The organism is Streptomyces sp. NPDC002265 (assembly GCF_040296125.1).
GTDB lineage: Bacteria > Actinomycetota > Actinomycetes > Streptomycetales > Streptomycetaceae > Streptomyces.
Genome location: NZ_JBEOWS010000032.1, coordinates 25088 through 46038 on the forward strand (window position 1 = coordinate 25088; position 20951 = coordinate 46038).

The window sequence follows — 20951 nt, forward strand, 5'->3', positions numbered from 1 at the left end:
CCCCACACGCTGGGGGCGCGATTCAATAACTGTCAACAATTTTGTCAGCCAAGGGCATTGACCCGGCCGGACAGCCGGACCTACGTTCCCGCTTGAGCCATTGAGCACTACTGTGCGCCCTGCGCACAGCCTGTCGGAACACCGTTGTCTGCACAGGAGGAGCCATGCGTCGTCTGCTCGCCGGTCTCGCGGCCGGTACCTTCCTGCTCGCCACCGCGGCCTGCGGCTCGTCCGGGGACTCCGGCACGTCGGGCAAGGCCGGCTCGTCCGGCGGCACCACCACGGTCAAGCTGGGCCTCATCCCCATCGTCGACGTGGCGCCCGTCTACCTCGGCGTGAAGAAGGGCTTCTACGCCGCACACGGCCTGAAACTGTCCCTGACGACCGCGCAGGGCGGTGCGGCGATCGTGCCGGGCGTGGTCAGCGGCCAGTTCCAGTTCGGGTTCTCCAACATGACCTCGCTGATGATCGCCCAGTCCAACAACGTCCCGGTGCGGGCCATCGCCAACGGCATCGCCTCGACGGGCGTGCAGGGCAAGGACTTCGGGGCCATCACCGTGAAGAAGGGCAGCCCCCTGAAGTCCGCGAAGGACCTGGAGGGCAAGAAGGTCGCCATCAACACCCTGAAGAACATCAACGAGACGGCGGTGCGCGAGTCGGTGCGCAAGGCGGGCGGCGACCCGGACAAGGTGAAGTTCGTCGAGCTCGCCTTCGACCAGATGCCCGCCGCCCTCGACAACGGCCAGATCGACGCCGCGATGGTCGTCGAACCGGCGCTCGCCACCGTCAAGAGCCAGGGCGGCGTGGAGATCGCCTCGCCCCTGGTCGACGTCGCCCCGAACCTCACCGTCGCCATGTACTTCACCTCGACGCAGTACGCGCAGCAGAACCCGGAGGTGGTCAAGAAGTTCCAGGAGGCCACCGCCGAGTCCCTCGCCTACGCCGACTCCCACCCGGACGAGGTCCGGGACGTCGTGACCACCTACACCAAGATCCCGGCCTCGGTGCTGTCCCAGGTCACCCTGCCGAAGTGGCCGGCCTCCGCCGACCGCGCGTCCATCGAGGCGCTGGAGAAGCTGGGGCAGCAGGACGGCCTGTTCAAGACGGCCCCCGACCTGGACAAGCTGCTGCCGTGAAGGGACTGAACGCACTCCTCGGTGCGGCCGGGCTCGCCGCCTTCCTCGCCCTCGGGGAGGCGGTGCCGCGGCTCGGTCTGGTCAAGGCCGCCTACTTCCCGCCCACCAGCCGCATCGCGGGCGCGTTCGCCGACGAACTCGCCGACGGGGCCTTCTGGAGCGCCCTCGGCGACACCCTCACCGGCTGGGCGCTGGGCCTGGCGACGGCGGCGGGCGCGGGCATCGTGGTCGGGGTCCTCGTCTCGGTCGTCCCCCACCTGCGCGAGGCGACGGCCTCGACGATCGAGTTCCTGCGTCCGATCCCGTCCGTCGCGCTGATCCCGCTCGCCGTCCTGCTCTACGGCACCGAACTGCGCTCGGTGCTGCTGCTGGTGGTGTACGCCTCCTTCTGGCAGGTGCTGATCCAGGTCCTCTACGGGGTCCAGGACGTCGACCCGGTCGCCGAGGAGACGGCACGCTCGTACGGCCTGGGCACCTGGGCGCGGATCCGGCATGTGCTGTGGCCGACCGCGCTGCCGTACGTCATCACCGGCGTACGGCTGGCCGCGGCGGTCGCGCTGATCCTCGCCATCACCGCCGAACTGGTCATCGGCGCACCGGGGTTGGGGTCGCGTATCGCGGTGGCGCAGACCTCGCAGGCGGTGCCCGAGATGTACGCGCTGATCGTGGTCACGGGGCTGCTGGGGCTGCTGATCAACGTCGGGGCGCGGGCGGTGGAGCGCCGGGCACTGGCCTGGCACCAGTCGGTGCGCGGGGAGGTGGCGGTGTGAGGCCCGTCCTGCTCAGGCTGGGGTTCGTGCTCGGCCTGCCGGCCGTGCTCGTGGCGCTGTGGTGGGTGGCCTCCGACGGCAGTACGAACGTGTACTGGCCGCCGCTGCGGACCATCCTGAAGACGTTCCCCGACGTGTGGACGGCCGGCCGGCTGCGCTCGGACGTCCTGCCCAGCGTGGCCCGGCTGGCCGCCGGGTATGCGACGGCGGCCGTCACCGGGGTCGCGCTGGGCACGGTCGTCGGCTCCTACCGGCGGGTGCGCGCGGTGTGCGAACCGGTCCTGGAGTTCCTGCGCGCGGTGCCGCCGCCCGTGCTCGTGCCGGTCATCATGCTGTTCGCGGGGATCGGCGACACCATGAAGATCCTGGTGATAGCGAGCGGCTGTGTGTGGCCGGTGCTGCTCAACACGGTCGAGGGCGTACGGGCGGTGGACCCGGTGATGGCGGAGACCGCCCGCTCCTACGGCATCGCCGGACCCGCCCGGCTGCGGCACCTGGTGCTGCGTTCGGCGAGTCCGCAGATCTTCGCGGGCCTGCGGCAGGCGCTGTCCATCGGCATCATCCTGATGGTCATCAGCGAGATGTTCGCGGCCAGCAACGGGCTCGGCTTCACCATCGTGCAGTTCCAACGGGGGTTCGCCATCCCCGACATGTGGACCGGGATCCTGGTGCTCGGTCTGCTCGGCTTCGTGCTGTCCGCGGTCTTCCAGGCGGTCGAGCGGCGCGTGCTCGCTTGGTACCACGGACTGCGCGCCGCCACCCGGCGGTCCCCGTGAACTCCGTGAAAGGTCGGTCCATGCTCGACGTACGCGGCTTGCAGAAGGTCTACGAGGGGTCCGGGCGCCGGGTCGAGGCGGTGCGCGATCTGACCTTCACCGTGGAGGCCGGTGAACTCGTCTGCCTGGTGGGCCCGTCGGGGTGCGGCAAGACGACCCTGCTGAAGTGCATCGGCGGGCTGCTGACGCCGACCGCGGGCGAAGTGCTGCTGGCGGGGAAGAGGGTGACCGGGCCGCCGCCCGGGATGGCGTTCGTCTTCCAGGAGTACGGGCGCAGTCTGTTCCCCTGGATGCGGGTCGCCCAGAACGTGGAACTCCCGCTGAAGCAGAAAAACTTGAGCAAGGGGCGGCGCAGGGAGCTGGTCGCCGACGCGCTGGCCTCGGTGGGTCTCGCGGACGCCGCCGGGGCCTATCCGTGGCAGCTGTCGGGGGGTATGCAGCAGCGGGTCGCGATCGCCCGCGCGCTGGCCTACGAGCCCGATGTGCTGCTGATGGACGAGCCGTTCGCGGCCGTGGACGCCCAGACCCGCGCCGATCTGGAGGACCTGGTGCGGGGGCTGTGGCGGGAGCGCGGGATCACCGTCCTGTTCGTCACCCACGACATCGACGAGGCGGTCTACCTGGGCGAGCGGGTGGTGGTGCTGTCCGCCTCCCCCACCGTCGTCCAGGAGCAGCTGAAGGTCGACCTGCCGATCGAGCGCGACCAGCTGAACACCCGGGTGGCCCCGCGCTTCGCCGAGCTGCGCACCCACGTCTATGCGCAGATCCAGGCGGCGAAGCGCGGGGTCCCGCACCAGCCGGGAGGTCCGGACAAGGTCAGGACGGATGCGCCTCCGGCCCACTGAACCGGCCCGCCGGGCAGCCGGTGCCGGCGGTGCCGCTCAGCCGCGGACAGCGCAGGCTCGTACCGGCGGGCAGGGTGGTGCGGCGGTTCAGCGGCGCAGCCAGGCCGCCGTGTCCTGCGGGAGCCTGCCTCGGTCGTCCAACGGAGAGCTGGTGAGCAGGAGTTCGGTGTGGGCGGGCAGTTCGGCCGGGTCGGCGCCCAGGTTCACGACACAGGTCGCGCCGTCCGACCGGGCGAAGGCGAGGACGTTCTCGGGAGCGTCCAGCCAGGTCAGCGGGCCGTCGCCGAGGACCGGACGCAGGGCGATGGCCCGCCGGTAGAGGGTCAGCATGGAGCGCGGGTCATCCTGCTGCCGGTCGACCGCGTACGAGGCCCAGCCCGCGGGCTGCGGCAGCCAGGGCTCGGCGTCGGCGGCGGACCCGAAGCCCGCGTGCGGCGCGCCGGCCGCCCAGGGCAGCGGTACCCGGCAGCCGTCGCGGCCCGGGTCGGCCCCGCCGGAGCGGAAGTGCATCGGGTCCTGGATCCGGTCGACCGGGATGTCGGCCTCCGGCAGCCCCAGTTCCTCGCCCTGGTAGAGGTAGACCGCGCCGGGCAGGGCGAGCGACAGCAGGGCGGCGGCGCGGGCCCGGCGCACGCCCAGCGACAGGACGGTGGGGGTGCCGAAGGCCTTGGCGGCGAAGTCGAAGCCGGTGTCCTCGCGGCCGTACCGGGTGACCGTGCGGGTCACGTCGTGGTTGCACAGCACCCAGGTGGCGGGGGCGCCGACGGGCGCGTGCTCGGCCAGGGTGGTGTCGATCGACGTCCGCAGCCGGCCGGCCTCCCAGGGGCAGGACAGGAAGGAGAAGTTGAAGGCGGTGTGCAGCTCGTCGGAGCGCAGATAGCGGGCGAAGCGTTCCGTGTCGGGCAGCCAGACCTCGCCCACGAAGACCCCGTCGTAGGCGTCGGCGACCGTACGCCAGGAGCGGTAGACGTCGTGGAGTTCGTCGCGGTCGACGTAGGGCAGCGGGCCGCCGCCCCCGTCGACGTCGGGCAGTTGGGGATCCTTGGCGAGCAGGGCGGCGGAGTCGATGCGCACGCCCGCGACACCCCGCTCGAACCAGAAGCGCAGGATGTCCTCGTGCTCCTGGCGGACCACCGGATGGTCCCAGTTGAGGTCGGGCTGCTCGGGCGTGAACAGGTGCAGGTACCAGTCGCCGTCGGGCAGCCGGGTCCACACCGGCTCGGTGGAGCCGACGAACTGGGACGGCCAGTTGTTCGGCGGCAGCGCGCCGTCCGGGCCGCGTCCGGGGCGGAAGTGGAACAGCTCGCGCTCGGGGCTGCCCGGCCCCGCGGCCAACGCGGCCCGGAACCACGGGTGCTGGTCGGAGACGTGGTTGGGCACGATGTCGACGATGGTGCGGATGCCCAGCTCGCGCGCCTCGGCGATGAGTTTCTCGGCCTCGGCGAGCGTGCCGAAGGCGGGGTCGACGGCCCGGTAGTCGGCGACGTCGTAGCCGCCGTCCTTCATGGGCGAGAGGTACCAGGGGTTGAACCACAGCGCGTCGACGCCGAGTTCGGCGAGGTACGGCAGCCGGGCACGGACCCCCGCGAGGTCACCGGTGCCGTCGCCGTCGCCGTCGGCGAAGCTGCGGACGTACACCTGGTAGATGACGGCACGGCGCCACCAGTCGGTGTCCCGGTTGCGGGCAGGGAGGGGCTGTCCCACGGTGCATGCCTTTCTGTCGGGGGGAGGGCGTCAGCCCTTGGTGCTGCCCGCGCTGATGCCGGCGATGATGTGCCGCTGGAAGACCAGGAACAGGGCGACCATCGGGATGCTGGCGATCACCATCGCGGCGATCAGCACGGTCAGCTGGATGTTCTGCGACAGCTGGACGAGCGCCACGCTGATCGGCTGCTTGTCGGTGTCGGAGAAGACCATCAGCGGCCACAGGAAGTCCTGCCAGACGGCGACCAGCGCGAAGATCGACACCACGCCGAGCACCGGCCGGGACATCGGCAGCACGATCGACCACAGGGTGCGCAGCCGGCCCGCGCCGTCGATCTCGGCGGCCTCCAGCACATCGCGCGGGAGCTGGTCGAAGAAGCGCTTGAGCAGATACAGGTTGAAGGCGTTGGCGACGGCCGGCAGCCAGATGCCGAGCGGGTCGTTGAGCAGGCTGGTGTGGATCAGCGGCAGGTCGGCGACGGTCAGGTACTTCGGCACGACCAGCGCCTGGGCCGGGACCATGAGGGTGGCGAGGATGCCGCCGAGGATCACCTTGCCGAACGCGGGCCGCAGCCGGGACAGGGCGTAGGCGGCGGCCGTGCACAGCACCAGCTGGAACAGCCAGGCGCCGGCCGCCTGGACCACGGTGTTCCACAGGTGCTGCGGGAGCTGCATCAGGTCCCAGGCGTCGGTGTAGCCGCTGAGGTGCCAGTGCTTCGGGACCAGGGTCGGCGGGGTCTGCGCCACCTCGTCCGGTGACTTCGCCGCGCCGGTCACCATCCAGTAGACGGGGAACAGGAAGGCGAGCGTGAACAGCAGGACGACGCCGGTGAACACGCTCCAGTAGACGGCCCGGCCGCGCGGGCGGGCCAGGGTCGCCGGGGAGACCAGGGTACGGACGTCGTTCATGCGCCCTCCTCGCCGGAACGGGTGAGCCGCAGATAGAGGGCGGAGAACGCACCCAGGACCAGCAGCAGCATGACGCTCAGGGCGCAGGCGCCGCCGAAGTCGTTGTAGAGGAATGCGTACTTATAGATCAGGTACAGGACGGTCACCGTGGCGTTCTCCGGTCCGCCGCCGGTGATGACGAACGGTTCGGTGAACACCTGCATGGTGGCGATGATCTGAAGGAGCATCAGCATCAGGATGACGAACCTGGTCTGCGGGATCGTCACATGGCGGACGCGCTGGAGCAGGTTGGCGCCGTCGAGTTCGGCGGCCTCGTACAGCTCGCCCGGGATCGACTGGAGCGCGGCCAGGTAGATCAGGACGGTGCCGCCCATGTTGGCCCAGGTGGCGACGAGGACGAGGGAGACCAGGGCGGTGTCGGCGCCGTTGGACCAGTTCGAGGTCGGCAGGTGCAGAAACCGCAGCGCCTCGTTCGCGAGGCCGGTGCCGGGGTCGTAGAACCACTTCCACAGCAGGGCGCTGACCACCGGCGGGATCATCACCGGCAGATAGACCGCGACCCGGAAGAACGCCTTCGCGTGCCGCAGTTCGTTGAGGACGAGCGCGAGGACGAAGGGGACGGCGAAGCCGATCAGCAGGGCGAGCAGGGTGAAGGTGAGCGTGTTGCGCCAGGCGGCGGTGAACTCGGGGTCGTGCAGCACGCGGGTGAAGTTGGCGGTGCCGACCCATTCCGGCGGGGAGCCGGGCGTGTACTTCTGGAAGGCGATCACGACGGCGCGGATCGCCGGGTACCACGAGAAGAGGGCGAAGCAGACGAGCCCGCCGACGAGGAACGCGTAGGCGCGCGCCTGGTCGGCGAGGCGGCGCCGCCTCCGGTCCCGGACCGGGGGCGGCGTCTGCACCGGGCGGACGGCGATCGCCTCGGGGGCGGTGCGCCGTGCTGCCGTGGTCTTGGTCATGTCCGGTCAGCCTCGGGCCAGGATGCCGTCGATCTTGCCCGAGGCGTCCTTGAGGAGCTGGTCGATGTCCGCGTCCTTCTTGGTGAGGACCGCCGAGACGACACCGTCGAGGACGGAGTAGATCTGCTGGGCGTCCGGCGGCTCGATCTTCATCTTCAGGCTCTGGTTGCCGTCGAGGAAGGCCTGGTAGTTCTCCACCGGCACATTGGCGTTGGCCTTCTTGACCTCCTGGTCCTTGGCGTCGGCGGCACCGGTGAACAGCCGCGGCTCGGGCAGGCCGACCGGGGCGTCGTTCTTCTTGGCGCGGGCGTAGTCGCCGAGGAAGCCGGATCCGGGGGTGAGGAACATGTGGTCCAGCCACTTCAGGCCGGCCCGGATCTGGGCGGGCGAGTCCTTCTTGCTGAACATGTAGCCGTCGCCGCCGATGAGGGTGCCCTGGCCGCCGGGCATCGGGGCGAGGGCCAGGTCCTTGTAGTTCCCGCCCTTCTCCTTCACCAGGATCGGGATGTTGTCGGGCGCGGAGAGGTACATGCCGAGCTTGCCGGAGCCCATCAGCTGCTGGACGTCGTTGATGACCAGCAGCTGCTTGCTGCCCATCGAGTTGTCGCTCCAGCGCATGTCGTGCAGGTTCTGCAGGACTGCGTGGCCCTGCGGGGTGTCCACGGTGGCCTTCTTGCCGGAGGCGTCGACCACGTCGCCACCCTGGGAGTAGAGCTCGGCGGTGAAGTGCCAGCCGCCCTGGTTCTGGGCGCTGTAGTCGGCGTACCCGACGGTGCCGCCGCCGAGCGCGGCGATCTTCTTGGCGTCCGCGCGCACGTCCGCCCAGGTCGCCGGGGGCGTGTCGGGGTCGAGGCCGGCCTTCTCGAAGAGCTTGCGGTTGTAGATGAGCCCCATGGAGTAGCCGGTGCGCGGGATGCCGTAGATCTTCCCGTCGACGGTGTAGATGTCGCGCAGCTGCTGCTGGATGGTGTCGTAGCTCTTCAGTTCCTTGACGTACGGCGTGAGGTCCGCGGCCTGGTTGATGTCGACGACGTGCTTGGCGTCGGTGAAGTACGTGTAGAACACGTCCTCCATCTGGCCGCCGGCGAGCTTGGCGTCGAACGTCTTCGGGTCCTGGCAGGGGAACGCGTCGTGCGCGACGATGTCGATGTCGGGGTTCTTCTTCTCGAAGGCGGCGACGTCCGCCTCGAAGAACGACCGGTCGACCTTGGCGCTCTTGGGCGGCATGCAGTTGACCGTGATGCGGGTCTTGCCGCTTGCCGAGTCGTCGTCGTTCGACCCGCAGGCGGTGAGGGCAAGGGAGCAGACGCTGAGCGCGACGAAGGTACGACGGAACCCGGTGCGTGTCATCGGTGGACCCCTCTTGGCAGAAGCAGGAAGCCCCACGGCGAGGTGCGGCGCACCTCGCCGTGCTGGCGCCGCACACTCAAGCACCGGCGACAGCCGTCCGCAAGATGTCGCGCAGAATCTGTAATTATTTGACAGCGTTGCGGTTCTGCTTGATCTCAGTCCCGGGGCGCTTGCGCGGTCGACCCCCGTACGACCAGCTCCGGCTCGAACAGGAGCTCCTCGGCCGGTACGGAGCTGCCGCCGATCTGCGTGTTCAGCAGTTCCACCGCGGCCCGGCCCATCGCCTCGATGGGCTGGCGGACGGTGGTCAGGGGCGGCTCGGTGCAGTTCATGAAGGCCGAGTCGTCGTAGCCGACCACGGAGATCTGCGAGGGCACGTGCAGGCCCTTGCGGCGCGCGGCCCGCACCGCTCCGAGGGCGAGCGGGTCGCTGGCACAGACGATGCCGGTCACCCCGCGCTCGATCAGCCGGGCCGCGGCGGCCTGCCCGCCCTCCAGGGAGAACATGGCGCGTGCGACACGGTCGTCGGGCAGGTCGCCGAGAGCGCGGGCGGCGGCCAGCTTGCGGGCCGAGGGGACGTGGTCCTCCGGCCCGAGCACCAGCCCGATCCGCTCGTGGCCCAGCGAGGCCAGATGCCGCCAGGCCTGCTCCATGGCCACGGCGTCGTCGCAGGAGACGGCCGGGAAGCCCAGGTGCTCGATGGCCGCGTTGACCAGCACCACCGGGATGTTGCGGTCGGCGAGCAGCCGGTAGTGGTCGTGGGGTGCGTCGGCCTGGGCGTACAGGCCGCCGGCGAAGACCACACCGGAGACCTGCTGCTGCAGCAGCAGCGTGACGTAGTCGGCCTCGGAGACCCCGCCCTTGGTCTGGGTGCACAGCACGGGCGTCAGACCGAGCTGGGCCAGCGCGCCGCCGATCACCTCCGCGAACGCCGGGAAGATCGGGTTCTGCAGCTCGGGCAGCACCAGGCCGACGAGCCGGGCACGCTCCCCGCGCAGCTGGGTGGGCCGCTCGTAGCCGAGCACGTCCAGGGCGGACAGCACGGCCTGCCGGGTGGGCTCGGACACCCCGGGCTTGCCGTTGAGCACCCGGCTGACCGTGGCCTCGCTGACCCCGACCTTCTTCGCCACTTCAGCAAGTCGTCGCGTCATGAGCGCAAGAATAGCGCAAGCCACGCAAGCCACTTGCGTACATGAGCTCCGACCTCGCCCCCGGCGTCACGCGCGAAGGACGGCGGACGCCGGGGAAGCTCACTGACCGAAGCGCCGTCGGCGACCTGAACGCCGGCGGTGCCCGGTCAGGACTCGGGGGACGGCACCACGGTGAGATGGGCCGCGGCGCGGCGGGCCCGCCCGGGTGCCGCGGCGGGGCGGCGGCTCTCCCGCAGGACCATGGTCAGGCGGCTGTATCCCATGGCCTGGAGGCTCTTGGGGGTCTCGCCGACGATCCGGCAGTCGGTGGCGCCCCAGCGGGGATCGGGGTGCCGCAGCGGGCGCACCGCGCCGTCGTGCTCCAGCGCGCCCTCGCCCACCGCGCGGATCCAGTGCGGCAGACCCTGCCGGTAGGCGGCGTCCATGATCGGATCCTGGGCGATCTCCCGGCGGATCGCCTGGAGCGCGAGGTCATGGCCGTGCCGCTGCACCGCGGCGTCGAAGTGCGCCAGCATCGGCAGGCACCAGCTCGACTCGTGGTCGCCGAGGACCGTGCCCGCGTCCGGGTGGAACAGTACGAACCGGAGGAAGTTGTCGCCCGGCATCGCCGTCGGATGCGGGCCGACCTCGGCGAAAAGTGACTCGAAAGCGGTGTTGGCCAGGACGACGTCCCACGCGTGGTCGACGACGAGGGAGGGAAAGGGGGTCGACTCCAGAAGCACGGCGTAGTCCTGGAGGTACGCCCGCGCCTCGGGACTCTCGGGGACGGGCCGCGGTGCCGACCGCTGCCCTCCTGCCTGATATGCCATCGGGAGGTCACCCCTCTTGCCTCTGCGGCCTTCACGCGGCGCCCCGATCCTGCTGCCCGGACGCAATGCGTGTCAACTATCGTGGCATTTCATGCTCGTTGACGGCTGAAATTGGCCACAGTTGTGGCGAGACCTGGATGTGAGTTCGAACGACCGGCTAATCTCCGGGCAGTTCACGGCGACGGCCGGGAGGGGCGCGAAGCCTGTGAAGGGTCTGTGAGAGACGTAGGAGAACTGTCGGTGGCGGATGGCTTCGAGGTTCCGGACGCCGCGGCGACGTCTGTGCTGACGGCCGTCGTCGCCCGTGTCACCGCGCTCGCCGACCGCCTCGGCGTGGCGCCCGCGGAGGTCTTCCACACCGGCCGGCTGTCGGTGGCCTCCGGCGTTCCCGAAGCCGTGGTCAAGGCGCTGCTGAGCGGCCGGCCCGCGGGCGAACCGGACGTGCAGGCACGGTTCCTGCAACGCCTGGACCTGCTGCGCCGCACCCGCCTCAAGCCCAACGGCCGCAGATACACCCAGCAGGAGATAGCCGACGGCGCGGGCATGTCACGCCAGCAGGCGGGCGCCCTCATCAACGGCGACCGGCGCCCCACGATGGAGCACTGCGACGCCCTCCAGCGCTTCTTCCGCGTACACGCGGGCTTCCTCACGGCCGAGGACCCCGAGGCCCTCTCGGGCGCGCTCCAGCACACCGAGCAGGACCTCCTGCAGCAGCTCGCCGACCGGGAGCGCAAGGCCGCGGCCGCCGCCGAGGACCCGCTGGAGCGGCTGTTGCAGGACCACGGCGTCCGCGGCATCGCCTGGCGGGCCGCGCAACTGCCCTCCGACCAGCACCGCGACAAGGTCGCCGAATGGCTGGACATGCTCCTGGAGAGCGTCAAGCGGCCCGAGTCGTGATCCGGGGGAGAACTGTGGGCATCGCCAGGGACATGCGCCGGCTGTGCGGCGAACTGATCGCGGAGCTGTCGCCCAGCGCGCCGTTGGCGCCCGCCGACCTGTACACCGCGCTGTGCGAGGCGATGAGCAGACGGCGCGGCCGTCCGGTGCGCTTCCGTACGGCCGCCTTCCCGGCCGGGACGGCGAGCGGACTGTGGGTGGACATGGCCGAACAGGATCTCGTGGTCGTCGAGGAACGCACCGCCCCCGACCACCAGTTGGTGATCCTGGGCCACGAACTGTGGCACATGCAGGCCGGTCACCACGGCCATCACGTCGACGGCGCGGTGGTCGCGGCGCGGCTGCTCGGCGACGGCGCCGACCTCCAGGCGGTGGTCCGCAGCGTCGCCGCGCGCACCCGCTTCGACCAGGCCGAGGAGCGGGACGCCGAGGCCTTCGGTCTGCTGCTGGCCAGCAAGTGCCGTACCTGGCTGGCCGGTTCGGCGCTGCGCGGTCCGGTGCCGCGGGACCATCTGGCCGGCCGGATCGAGGCGTCGCTCGGGTATCTGGGACCCCAGGGCTGAAACGACTCGGGTCAGGGCGGCACGGCTCGGTGCGCAGCGGCCGGCTCAGTGCACAGCGGCGCGGCTCGACTCAGGGCACTGCGGCTCGACTCGGGGCACTGCGGCTCGACTCGGGGCACAGCCGTTCGACTCGGTGCCGTGCGACTCCGCTCCGGGTTGATCGGGTTGCCTCAGGTCGCGCTGCGCTCGCTCGCCTCGCGCAGGGTGCGGGCCCTCGCATGGGCTGCCTCGGGTCCGTCCGGGTGCGGGACGGGCCGCCCCTCGACCAGCAGTTCCCGCCAGCGGTCCCGGCTCCAGTGCGCCGGGTCGGTCGTCCGGGTGAAGTCCTCGACGAGCGCGAGGAAGCGCGCCGGGTCGGTGTGGAACGGGAAGTGACCGGCGCCCTCGAAGACCTCCAGCCGGCTGCCCGGCATCGCCCGGTGGGCGCCGTGGGCGTGCCGGACCGGCACCACGCTGTCCCGGTCGCCCCACAGCAGCATCGTCGGCATGCCCTCGGTCAGATAGCAGCGGTCGAGCATGGTCACCACCTGGCCGCGCCAGTCGACGACCGCGCGCAGGGTGCGGATGAAGGCGTTGCGCGCGGTGTCGTCGGGCAGGCTGTCCACCACGGTGAGCAGGTCGGGGGCGTCCTGGGCCAGATCGGTGTCCAGCAGCTTCATCAGCTGGAGCGCGAACCCCAGGTTCAGGCGCATCCCGGGCAGCCGCAGCGCGGAGAGCATCAGATCGGCGCCGGGCAGCGAGACCAGTCGCAGCAAGGGGTTGACCTCGCGGCCCACACCGCCGGCGCTGACCAGGATGAGCCGCTCGGTGCGCTCGGGGAACTGGTAGGCGAACTGCATCGCCACTCCCCCGCCGAACGAGTGGCCGACCAGAGTGGCCGACTCGATGCCGAGGGTGGTCAGCAGATCGCGCACGCCGTTGGCGTAGGCGGCGACCGAGTAGTCGGCGCGCGGCTTGTCGGAGGCTCCGTGACCGAGCAGGTCGGGAGCGAGCACGGTGTGGGTACGGGCGAGGTCGGGGATCAGCCCGGCCCAGGTGGCGGAGGAGTCTCCGATGCCGTGGATGAGGACCAGCACGGGGCCCTCACCGGCCATGCGGAAGGCCCGCCGGTAACCATGTACCACCCGGTACCGCAACTCCAGCTCCGTGTCGCCCACCGAGCGCAGTCGTGCGGTGCCCGCCGGGCGCGGCCGCGACGCTTCAGCCATCCGCCCACCTCCTCGTTCTCCCGGCGGCCCACCGCTGGCGGGCCGCTCCGCCGGAAACCCCCGGTCCACCGCGACCAAGCCTTCCCAGGCCCCTCATCCCAGCGTAGGGCGGTCGATCGTCCTGGCATTTCGGGGAGGTTTCCCCGCCGCTACGGCCCCGGCGGCACCCCGCGCGGCACGCCCCGCCGGCTCGCCGGGAGACCCGCCTCGGGCCGATGGTCCGGAAGGGGCGGACAGGGGACCGAGCGAGTGGGGTCGGCGGTCCGTAAGAGGTGGGGCGACGGCCCGGCAGCGGCCGGATTGTCAGTGGTGGGCGGCAAGCTGGTGGGGCGCCGCTGCTCGGGCGGATGCACGCGCCTCGGGGGCGCGGGAGAGACGAAGCCGACACGGGGAGAGCCGACCGATGCGCACTGCCGTACCGACCGACCGCGAGCGTACCGCCGTACAGGCCTATCTGCGGCTGCTGCACACCGTGCGGGCGGCCTTCGACGACACGGGTGCCGGGCCGTCGGGCGGGCGGCCCGCCGTGGTGCCGCCCGGCGTGCTCGCGGAGGCCGAGCGGGCCCTGGCCGCGGCCGGACTCGCGGGCAACGAGGAGGAGTTCTTCCGGCTGCTGCACACCTGGTCCTGGTCCCCACGGCCATGACCGCGCACCGCCGACCGGAGCTCAGGCGTGCGGTACCGCCACGGCCGTGGCCACGATCCCCTTGTCGACGGCCCACCGGCCCTCGAAGAAACGCACGCGCCGGCCGTCCAGGACGGGCCCGGGGACGAGGAGTTCGGCGCGCAGTGTGCCGTGCGGCCGCTCGCCCGGCTCGACCCGCAGGTCGATGTCGGCCTCGGTGAACTCCAGCCACTGGCCGGTGAGGGGGAACCACGCCTTGTAGACGGACTCCTTGGCGCTGAACAGCAGCCGGTCCCAGTGGATATCGGGGCGCTCCTCGGCCAGTCGGCGCAGGCGCTCGGCCTCCGCGGGCAGCGACACCACGGGCAGGACGCCCTCCGGCAGCGGCTGGTGCGGCTCGGCGTCGATCCCGAGGGAGGCCAGGTCTTCGGCGCGGACCAGGGCGGCGGCGCAGTAGCCGTCGCAGTGCGTCATGCTGCCGGTCAGCCCGGCCGGCCACTGCGGTGCCCCGCGCTCGCCGGGCAGCACCGCCTGGGGCGGCACCCCGAGCTTGTCCATCGCACGGCGGGCGCAGGAGCGTACGGCGGCGAACTCGCGGCGCCGCTTGGCGACGGCCTGGGCCACGACCGCCGCCTCCTCGGGGTACAGCGCGGCCTCCTCGGACCCGTCCGGGCGGCCGTCGTCGTACGCCTCCACGACGACCACCGACCGCGGCAGCAGTTCCTCGATCACGCGGTCACGTCCTCCTCCGGCAGGATGCGGCGCAGCCGTCCCGGCGGCTGCGGGCGCTTGCGCCACTCGCGCGGGTATCCCACGGAGACCTCCTCGAAGCGGACGCCCTCGTGCCGGGTGGTCCGCGGGATGTGCAGGTGGCCGTAGACCATCGTCTCCACACGGAAACGGCGGTGCCAGTCGGCGGTCAGCGCGGTGCCGCACCACATGGCGAACTCGGGGTGCCACAGGACATCCGTGGGGTGCCGGTCCAGCGGGTAGTGGTTGACGAGGACCGTGGGCAGGTCCGCCGGGATCTCCTCGAGCCGGCGCGCGGTCTCGGCGACCCGGGCCCGGCACCACGCCTCCCGGCTCGGATAGGGGTCGGGGTGCAGCATGAACTCGTCGTTGCAGACGATGCCGGTGCCGTGCGCGTACGCCAGCCCCTCCTCCTTGGTGGTGCAGCCGGCGGGCAGGAAGGAGTAGTCGTACAGCAGGAACAGGGGTGCGACGACGACCGGGCCGCCGGGACCGTTCCAGACGGGGTAGGGGTCCTCCGGGGTGACCACGCCCAGGTCGCGGCACATCTCGACCAGGTGTTCGTAGCGGGCGACCCCGCGCAGGGTGACGGAGTCCTTGGGGTGGGTCCACAACTCGTGGTTGCCCGGCGCCCATACGACCTTCGCGAAGCGGCCGGCGAGGGTCTTCAGGGCCCAGCGGATGTCGGAGACGGACTCCGAGACGTCACCGGCCACGAGGAGCCAGTCGGCTTCCGAATCGGGGCGCATGCGCTCGACCAGGGCACGGTTCTCGGCGTATCCGATGTGCAGATCGCTGATGGCCAGCAGTTGTCCGGTACCGCCGACCGTCGACGTCACCTCTCGCCTCCCTGTCGCCCCGCGCCCGCGCCCGCGGTTGCGGTCGCGCCCAATCGACCGCTCCACGAGATCACATCCGCCCCGGGGTCGCAAGAGCGGCCCGCGGCAGCCGAAAAGAGCGGACGAAGAAGGCCGGAAGGGTGGACGGGGAGGGCCGGAAAGAGTGGTCGGGGAAGGGCCGAAAGAGTGGACAGGGAAGGCCGGAAAGGGTGAACGGGGAAGCGCGGAAAGGGTGAACGGTGAAGGGCGGAAGGCCGGGAGCGGCAAGGGGATACCGGATCGCGCCGCCCGGATCCACATGATCGGAAAATCCGTAACACGCACGTTGCACGCGAGGCCCTCGCCAAGCCGTATGATCGCCCCAACACCTCCGCTACGACCTCCCCTTCGAACAGGGCGGTTTGGTGTCCCTCCAATCTCCCTTCCCGGGCACGGGCCGCTCCGCCCTGCCCGAAATGCCCTGAAAGGCGGCCTGCATGCTCTCTCGCGTACGCGTCTGGCTCAACCGCACGTACGCGGAGAACGTGTTCTTCATGGATCAGCTGCGGCGAAATCCCAGCGATCGGGCGGTCGAGATCCATGCCACGCACGGTGACGCAGACTCACCTGTGCTGGCCGCGGCCGACACCGCCGACCTCGAACCGGAAGGCCTGTCCCCGGCGGCGTACGTCGAGTACGCCCTGGACCAGTGCCGGCGCCGTGGCATCGACGTGTTCGTGCCCCGGCTGCACCAGGCGGCCGTCGTGGCGCACCGCGCCGACTTCGAGGCGGCCGGCACGGCGCTGCTCGCGCCGACCCCCGAGGCCGTCGCCGTCTTCGAGGACAAGGTCGTCGCCTACGAGGCCGTCCAGGCCATCGGCGTGCCGGTGCCGCCGTGGTGGCGGGTGCGCACGGCGGACGAACTCGTCGCGGCCGTGGAGGAGTTGGAGGATGCCGGGCACAAGGCGTGCTTCAAGCCGGCGTCCGGCGCGGGCGGCGTGGGCTTCCGGATCGTCACCCGGGCACCGTTCTCGCTCGTGCACCTGAGCGGGTTCCCCGGCCCGTACGTGCAGCTGGACCTGGTCGAGGACGCGCTGCGCCGGTCCGACGAGCCGGTCGACTGGCTGGTGATGCCGCGTCTGGAGCAGCCGGAGGTCTCCGTCGACTGCCTCACCGGCACCGACAACCGCGTCCGGATGGCCGTGGGCCGCACCAAGAACGGCCGCCGCCGGGGCTTCACCCTGCACGAGCAGTGGCTGGAGCCGGCCCGGCGGATCGCCGAGGGCTTCGGACTGCACCACCTGTCCAACATCCAGTTCCGGATGTTCGGCGACCAGCCGGTCCTCATGGACGTCAACACCCGTCCCGCCGGCGGGCTGCACCAGCTCTCCCTGTGCGGGATCAACGCGCCCTGGGCGGCCGTCCAACTGGCGCTCGGGGAGGACCCGGGCGACGTCGTGCCGCCGTTCCTGGGGCAGGACTACACGGTGGTCTCGGGCCCGCGCCAGCTGCGGCCGGTGACGCTGCCGCAGCAGCGGCTGGAGGAGACCGAGCCGCTGCTCCCGGCCGTCCCCACGCAGGCGATCGCCCCGGCCCAGCCGGTCGTCCTGGCCCAGCCGGTCGAGCAGGTCTAGCCGGCCGGCCGCACGGGCGCCGGCAGGCGCCAACAGGCTTTTTTCGCCCATAACTTGATACCGGTCTGGACCAATCTTGGCGCAGCACCTTGACACCATGATTGGTCCATACCAACTTGGTTGCGCACCGCACTGCACCGCACTGCACGTCCCCGCACTTATGTGCACTCCCGAACACCCCCATTTCTTCAGGGAGACCGTGTGCGCACCTCATTCCTCGTACGTTCCAGACGGCGTCTGCTCGCGCTGCTCGGCACCGCGGCGCTCGCCGTAGCCGGGGCCGTCGCCCTTCCCGGCACCGCCCAGGCCGCCAACGTCCTGACCAACCCCGGCTTCGAAACGGGCAGCCTCTCCCCCTGGTCCTGCACCGGCAACCTCGGCTCCGTCGTCTCCTCCCCCGTCCACGGCGGCTCCAAGGCCCTCGCGGGGGCGCCGAGTTCGAGCGACAACGCCCAGTGCACCCAGACCGTCTCCGTCCAGCCGAACACCGCCTACACGCTCAGCGGCTGGGTGCGCGGCAGCTACGTCTACCTCGGCGTCGACGGCGGCGCCTCGACCTGGACGACGTCCCCGTCGGCGTACAGCCAGTTGACGGTGTCCTTCACCACCGGTGCCTCCCAGACCAGCGCCAAGATCTATGTGCACGGCTGGTACGCGCAGGGCACCTACTACGCGGACGACATCAGCCTGGACGGACCGGGCGGCGGCGGTGGCGGCGGCGACACCCAGGCGCCCACCGCGCCGACGGGCCTGACCTCCACCGGCAAGACCTCCTCCAGCGTCTCGCTGTCCTGGGGCGCCTCGACGGACAACACCGGTGTCACGGCGTACGACGTCTACAGCGGCTCCAACCAGGTGCTGAGCGTCTCCGGTACGTCCGCCACGGTCGGCGGGCTGGCCGCCAGCACCGCCTACACGTTCACCGTCAAGGCCCGGGACGCGGCCGGGAACACCTCGGCGGCCTCCAACGCGGTGACCGTCACCACCAGTGCGGGCAGCGGCGGCGGCACCGGCTTCAAGCAGGCCGCCCCGTACCTCTACCTCGGCTGGGGCGACCCGCCGAGCGCGACCTCGGTGATGAGCTCGACCGGGATCAAGTGGTTCACGATGGCGTTCATGCTGGACTCCGGCGGCTGCAACCCCGCCTGGGACAGCAGCCGTCCGCTGACCGGCGGCACCGACCAGACCGTCATCAACCAGATCCGCTCCGCGGGCGGTGACGTCGTCCCCTCCTTCGGCGGCTGGCAGGGCAGCAAGCTCGGTGCCAACTGCTCCTCCGCGAGCGCGCTCGCCGGGGCCCTGCAGAAGGTGATCGACGCCTACTCCCTCAAGGCGATCGACATGGACATCGAGAACACGGACGAGTTCGAGAACGAGGCCGTCCAGGCGAAGATCCTCACCGCGCTGAAGACCGTCAAGGCGAACAACCCCGGTCTGAAGACGATCGTCACCTTCGGCACCTCGACCACCGGCCCGACCTACTACGGCAACCGGCTGATCGAGCAGGCGAACTCGCTCGGCGCCAACATCGACGTCTTCACCATCATGCCCTTCGACTTCGGCGGCGGCTCCGACATGTACGGCAACACCGTCAACGCCACCGAAGGACTCAAGGCCAAGCTGAAGTCCACCTTCGGGTGGGACGACGCCACCGCCTACGCCCACATCGGCATCTCCGGCATGAACGGCCTGTCCGACCAGCAGGAGAACACCACTCCGGCGATCTGGACGTCGATCCGGGACTGGGCCAACTCCCACCACATCGCCCGTCTCGCCTACTGGGCGGTCAACCGCGACCGGCCGTGCGCGGGTGGCGGCGTGGTCAGCAACTGCTCCGGGATCAGCCAGAACAACTGGCAGTTCACGTCCATCACGGCCGGTTTCACCGGCTGAGCGGACCCTGCCGCCCACCCCCCACAGGAGGGTTCCCCCCGGTGCTTCGGACCGGGGGGAACTTTTTTCCGCTCAAGGTGTATCAGGCAACGGGCAGCAGGCTCTTCATAGTGAAGAGCACGGGGGAACACGGGGGAACACAGGGAAACCCGAAGGTTCGGGGGAGCACGGGGGTCCCACGGGGGAACGGGGGCTCGGGTCGGTCGGCCGCTGTCACGGGGAGCGACCGGCCGACCCGAAGGGGACGGCCCGGCAGGGCGGTCCTCGCTACCTCAAGTACGCCAGGCCCGGATGCACTTCGGCATAGTCCTCCACCAGCCTGCGGGCCACGTTCACCGAGTCCACGAGCGGGTGCAGCGCGAAGGCCTTCACCGCCGCCGCGCGGGAGCCGGACCCGGCCGCCGCCAGCACCACGCGTTCGACCCCCTTCACCGCGCAGACCAGACCGGTGGCGTGCTCGGGCAGCGGGGCGACGGCCACGGGGTGGGCGCCGTTGGCGTCGACCAGACACGGCACCTCGATGACGGCGTCGGCGTCCAGCACGTGCAGGGTGCCCTGGTTGCGGACGTTGAGGATCAGCGTGGTGCGCTCGTCGCGCGCGACGGCCCTCATCAGGGCCAGCGCCACCTGCTCGTACCCGCCGGACAGATCGTCCGCCTCGCGCTCGCCGGCCCCGGCCGTCTCCCGGTTCTCCGCCATGTACGTGGCCTCGCGCTCGGCCCGGGTACGGTCCCAGGCCGCCAGCGCCGACACGTCCGCGCGTGCGGCCTGCGCGTAGAAGCGGGCCTGCTGGCCGAGCAGGAAGGCACCGCGGGTCTGCTCCGCCTCCTGATAGGCGTGTACGGCCTCGCGGTTGAAGTAGTAGTAGTGCAGGTACTCGTTGGGGATCGCGCCCAGGGAGCGGAGCCAGTCGGCGCCAAAAAGCCTGCCCTCCTCGAACGAGCCGAGCAGACCGGGATCGGCGAGCAGACGCGGCAGTTCGTCGCGGCCGGCGACACGCAGACCGCGTACCCAGCCCAGGTGGTTGAGGCCGACGTAGTCGATCCAGGCCTCGCGCGGGTCGGCGCCGAGCACCCGGGCGATACGGCGGCCGAGACCGACCGGGGAGTCGCAGATGCCGATGACCCGGTCGCCCAGCAGACGCGACATGGCCTCGGTGACCAGGCCCGCGGGGTTGGTGAAGTTGATGACCCAGGCGTCCGGGGCCAGCCGGGCCACCCGGCGGGCGATGTCGACGGCGACGGGCACCGTGCGCAGGCCGTACGCGATCCCGCCCGCGCCGACCGTCTCCTGGCCGAGGACACCGTGCGCGAGCGCCACCCGCTCGTCGTCCGCGCGGCCCTGGAGACCGCCGACGCGAATCGCGGAGAACACGAAGTCGGCACCCCGCACGGCCTCGTCGAGGTCGGTCGTGGCGATCACCTCGGGCGCGTCCGGGATCCCGGTGGCCTGCTCGGCCAGCACCCGGGTGACGGCAGTCAGCCGTGCCGGGTCGAGGTCGTGCAGCACGACCCGGGTGACCCGGCCCTCGGCCCGGTCGCCGAGCAGCGCCCCGTACACCAGCGGCACCCGGAATCCGCCGCCGCCCAGAATCGTCAGCTTCACGCTGCTTCCGCCCTTCCTGTCGGAACCACCTGCGCACCGGCCCCCGCCGAGGGGACCCGGGTGACACCACGTGAACGCTAACCGCCGTCCCCGGCCGCCGCCGCACGCCACCCGGTCCGCGGCCACTGGGCTGCCATCGAGGCCACCCCGGGTCTTCAGGGCGGGTTCATCCGGGAGTCCCGGGGCCACGGAAGGGTGCGTCGTGTGAGCGACGGAAGACCGGTCGGGCAGGGCGGCACCGGCCTCTACGACAGCGCTGTCGTCCCGCCCGGTCGCCCCCGGGCGTACGACGACCCCCGCAGGACCCGGCACAACGGCAGGTTCGCCGTCCGTGCGGTGCTGCTTCCCCCGCGTACGGCGCTCCCGGCGCCGTCCGCGCACGGGTCCGGCCACGAGGACCTCGCGGCGTCGGTGCGGGAGACGGCGGCACCGGTGTGGATCAGGTGTTTCCGGCACGAGGGCGTGGTCCTCGGCAACCGGCAGCGCACCCGGGACCTCGCGTGGCTGGCGGGCACCTGGGAACTGGCGCTGGCCGACGGCCGGACGCTG

General features: G+C 71.2%; 19 protein-coding genes and 1 pseudogene. 10 read left to right on the forward strand and 10 right to left on the reverse strand.

Going from position 1 to position 20951, the window contains the following annotated elements:
• The first annotated feature begins 164 nt into the window (after positions 1 to 164).
• The 4 genes from ABT085_RS08705 to ABT085_RS08720 are packed head-to-tail and all read left to right on the forward strand — an operon-like array spanning position 165 to position 3527.
• Positions 165 to 1136: an ABC transporter substrate-binding protein gene (locus ABT085_RS08705; RefSeq protein WP_351603665.1), complete on the forward strand. Its 972-nt coding sequence runs from the start codon at positions 165 to 167 to the stop codon at positions 1134 to 1136.
• Positions 1133 to 1906: an ABC transporter permease gene (locus tag ABT085_RS08710; protein ID WP_351603667.1), complete on the forward strand. Its 774-nt coding sequence runs from the start codon at positions 1133 to 1135 to the stop codon at positions 1904 to 1906. Before ABT085_RS08705 ends, ABT085_RS08710 begins: the two co-directional genes overlap by 4 nt.
• On the forward strand, positions 1903 to 2682 hold the full coding sequence (locus tag ABT085_RS08715) for an ABC transporter permease (RefSeq protein WP_351603669.1): 780 nt from the start codon (positions 1903 to 1905) through the stop codon (positions 2680 to 2682). Before ABT085_RS08710 ends, ABT085_RS08715 begins: the two co-directional genes overlap by 4 nt.
• Positions 2683 to 2702: 20 nt before the next feature.
• Positions 2703 to 3527: an ABC transporter ATP-binding protein gene (locus ABT085_RS08720; protein ID WP_351603671.1), complete on the forward strand. Its 825-nt coding sequence runs from the start codon at positions 2703 to 2705 to the stop codon at positions 3525 to 3527.
• Between the two features lie 87 nt (positions 3528 to 3614).
• On the opposite strand, the gene ABT085_RS08725 is transcribed toward ABT085_RS08720, so the two are convergent.
• The 6 genes from ABT085_RS08725 to ABT085_RS08750 all read right to left on the reverse strand — a co-directional run bounded on the left by ABT085_RS08725 (position 3615) and on the right by ABT085_RS08750 (position 10409).
• The gene (locus ABT085_RS08725) at positions 3615 to 5231 is read right to left on the reverse strand and encodes a glycoside hydrolase family 13 protein (RefSeq protein WP_351603673.1); all 1617 of its coding nucleotides are present in this window, start codon (positions 5229 to 5231) and stop codon (positions 3615 to 3617) included.
• 30 nt (positions 5232 to 5261) lie between these two features.
• On the reverse strand, positions 5262 to 6140 hold the full coding sequence (locus tag ABT085_RS08730; RefSeq protein ID WP_351603675.1) for a carbohydrate ABC transporter permease: 879 nt from the start codon (positions 6138 to 6140) through the stop codon (positions 5262 to 5264).
• Positions 6137 to 7099 carry a carbohydrate ABC transporter permease gene (locus ABT085_RS08735; RefSeq protein ID WP_351603677.1) on the reverse strand — a complete coding sequence of 321 codons (963 nt, stop codon included), beginning with the start codon at positions 7097 to 7099 and terminating at the stop codon, positions 6137 to 6139. Before ABT085_RS08735 ends, ABT085_RS08730 begins: the two co-directional genes overlap by 4 nt.
• A gap of 6 nt (positions 7100 to 7105) precedes the next feature.
• Entirely contained in the window at positions 7106 to 8449 is a 1344-nt protein-coding gene (locus ABT085_RS08740; protein ID WP_351603679.1) for an ABC transporter substrate-binding protein, read from the reverse strand.
• 155 nt (positions 8450 to 8604) lie between these two features.
• Complete coding sequence (locus ABT085_RS08745) at positions 8605 to 9600, reverse strand: LacI family DNA-binding transcriptional regulator (protein WP_351603681.1); 996 nt, start codon at positions 9598 to 9600, stop codon at positions 8605 to 8607.
• A gap of 146 nt (positions 9601 to 9746) precedes the next feature.
• On the reverse strand, positions 9747 to 10409 hold the full coding sequence (locus ABT085_RS08750) for an MmyB family transcriptional regulator (protein ID WP_351603683.1): 663 nt from the start codon (positions 10407 to 10409) through the stop codon (positions 9747 to 9749).
• Between the two features lie 240 nt (positions 10410 to 10649).
• Here ABT085_RS08750 and ABT085_RS08755 point away from each other — a divergent pair, with 240 nt between their 5' ends.
• Complete coding sequence (locus ABT085_RS08755; RefSeq protein ID WP_351603685.1) at positions 10650 to 11306, forward strand: helix-turn-helix domain-containing protein; 657 nt, start codon at positions 10650 to 10652, stop codon at positions 11304 to 11306.
• A 32-nt stretch (positions 11307 to 11338) separates the two neighbouring features.
• On the forward strand, positions 11339 to 11869 hold the full coding sequence (locus tag ABT085_RS08760; protein ID WP_351603701.1) for a toxin-antitoxin system, toxin component: 531 nt from the start codon (positions 11339 to 11341) through the stop codon (positions 11867 to 11869).
• Positions 11870 to 12039: 170 nt separating this feature from the next.
• Here ABT085_RS08760 and ABT085_RS08765 read toward each other — a convergent pair whose 3' ends face one another.
• Complete coding sequence (locus ABT085_RS08765; RefSeq protein ID WP_351603687.1) at positions 12040 to 13077, reverse strand: alpha/beta fold hydrolase; 1038 nt, start codon at positions 13075 to 13077, stop codon at positions 12040 to 12042.
• Positions 13078 to 13480: 403 nt separating this feature from the next.
• Between ABT085_RS08765 and ABT085_RS08770 the strand changes: the two genes are divergently transcribed.
• Positions 13481 to 13723, forward strand: coding sequence for a hypothetical protein (locus ABT085_RS08770; protein WP_351603689.1), 243 nt, complete (start codon positions 13481 to 13483; stop codon positions 13721 to 13723).
• A 21-nt stretch (positions 13724 to 13744) separates the two neighbouring features.
• Here the strand turns inward: ABT085_RS08770 and ABT085_RS08775 are convergent, their stop codons facing one another.
• Positions 13745 to 14434, reverse strand: a complete 690-nt coding sequence (locus ABT085_RS08775; protein WP_351603691.1) for a 4'-phosphopantetheinyl transferase family protein — start codon at positions 14432 to 14434, stop codon at positions 13745 to 13747.
• Complete coding sequence (locus ABT085_RS08780) at positions 14431 to 15291, reverse strand: metallophosphoesterase family protein (protein ID WP_351603693.1); 861 nt, start codon at positions 15289 to 15291, stop codon at positions 14431 to 14433. Before ABT085_RS08780 ends, ABT085_RS08775 begins: the two co-directional genes overlap by 4 nt.
• A gap of 476 nt (positions 15292 to 15767) precedes the next feature.
• Here ABT085_RS08780 and ABT085_RS08785 point away from each other — a divergent pair, with 476 nt between their 5' ends.
• Together ABT085_RS08785 and ABT085_RS08790 are read left to right on the forward strand one after the other, a co-directional pair.
• Positions 15768 to 16904 carry an ATP-grasp domain-containing protein gene (locus ABT085_RS08785; RefSeq protein ID WP_351603695.1) on the forward strand — a complete coding sequence of 379 codons (1137 nt, stop codon included), beginning with the start codon at positions 15768 to 15770 and terminating at the stop codon, positions 16902 to 16904.
• A gap of 201 nt (positions 16905 to 17105) precedes the next feature.
• The gene (locus ABT085_RS08790; protein ID WP_351603697.1) at positions 17106 to 18797 is read left to right on the forward strand and encodes a carbohydrate binding domain-containing protein; all 1692 of its coding nucleotides are present in this window, start codon (positions 17106 to 17108) and stop codon (positions 18795 to 18797) included.
• A 267-nt stretch (positions 18798 to 19064) separates the two neighbouring features.
• On the opposite strand, the gene ABT085_RS08795 is transcribed toward ABT085_RS08790, so the two are convergent.
• Positions 19065 to 20402 (reverse strand): 6-phospho-beta-glucosidase, encoded by a 1338-nt coding sequence (locus tag ABT085_RS08795; protein WP_351603699.1) that lies wholly within the window; start codon positions 20400 to 20402, stop codon positions 19065 to 19067.
• Between the two features lie 204 nt (positions 20403 to 20606).
• On the opposite strand from ABT085_RS08795, the pseudogene ABT085_RS08800 reads away from it, so the two are divergent.
• A pseudogene (locus ABT085_RS08800) lies at positions 20607 to 20951 on the forward strand (glycoside hydrolase family 2 TIM barrel-domain containing protein); the annotation flags it as partial.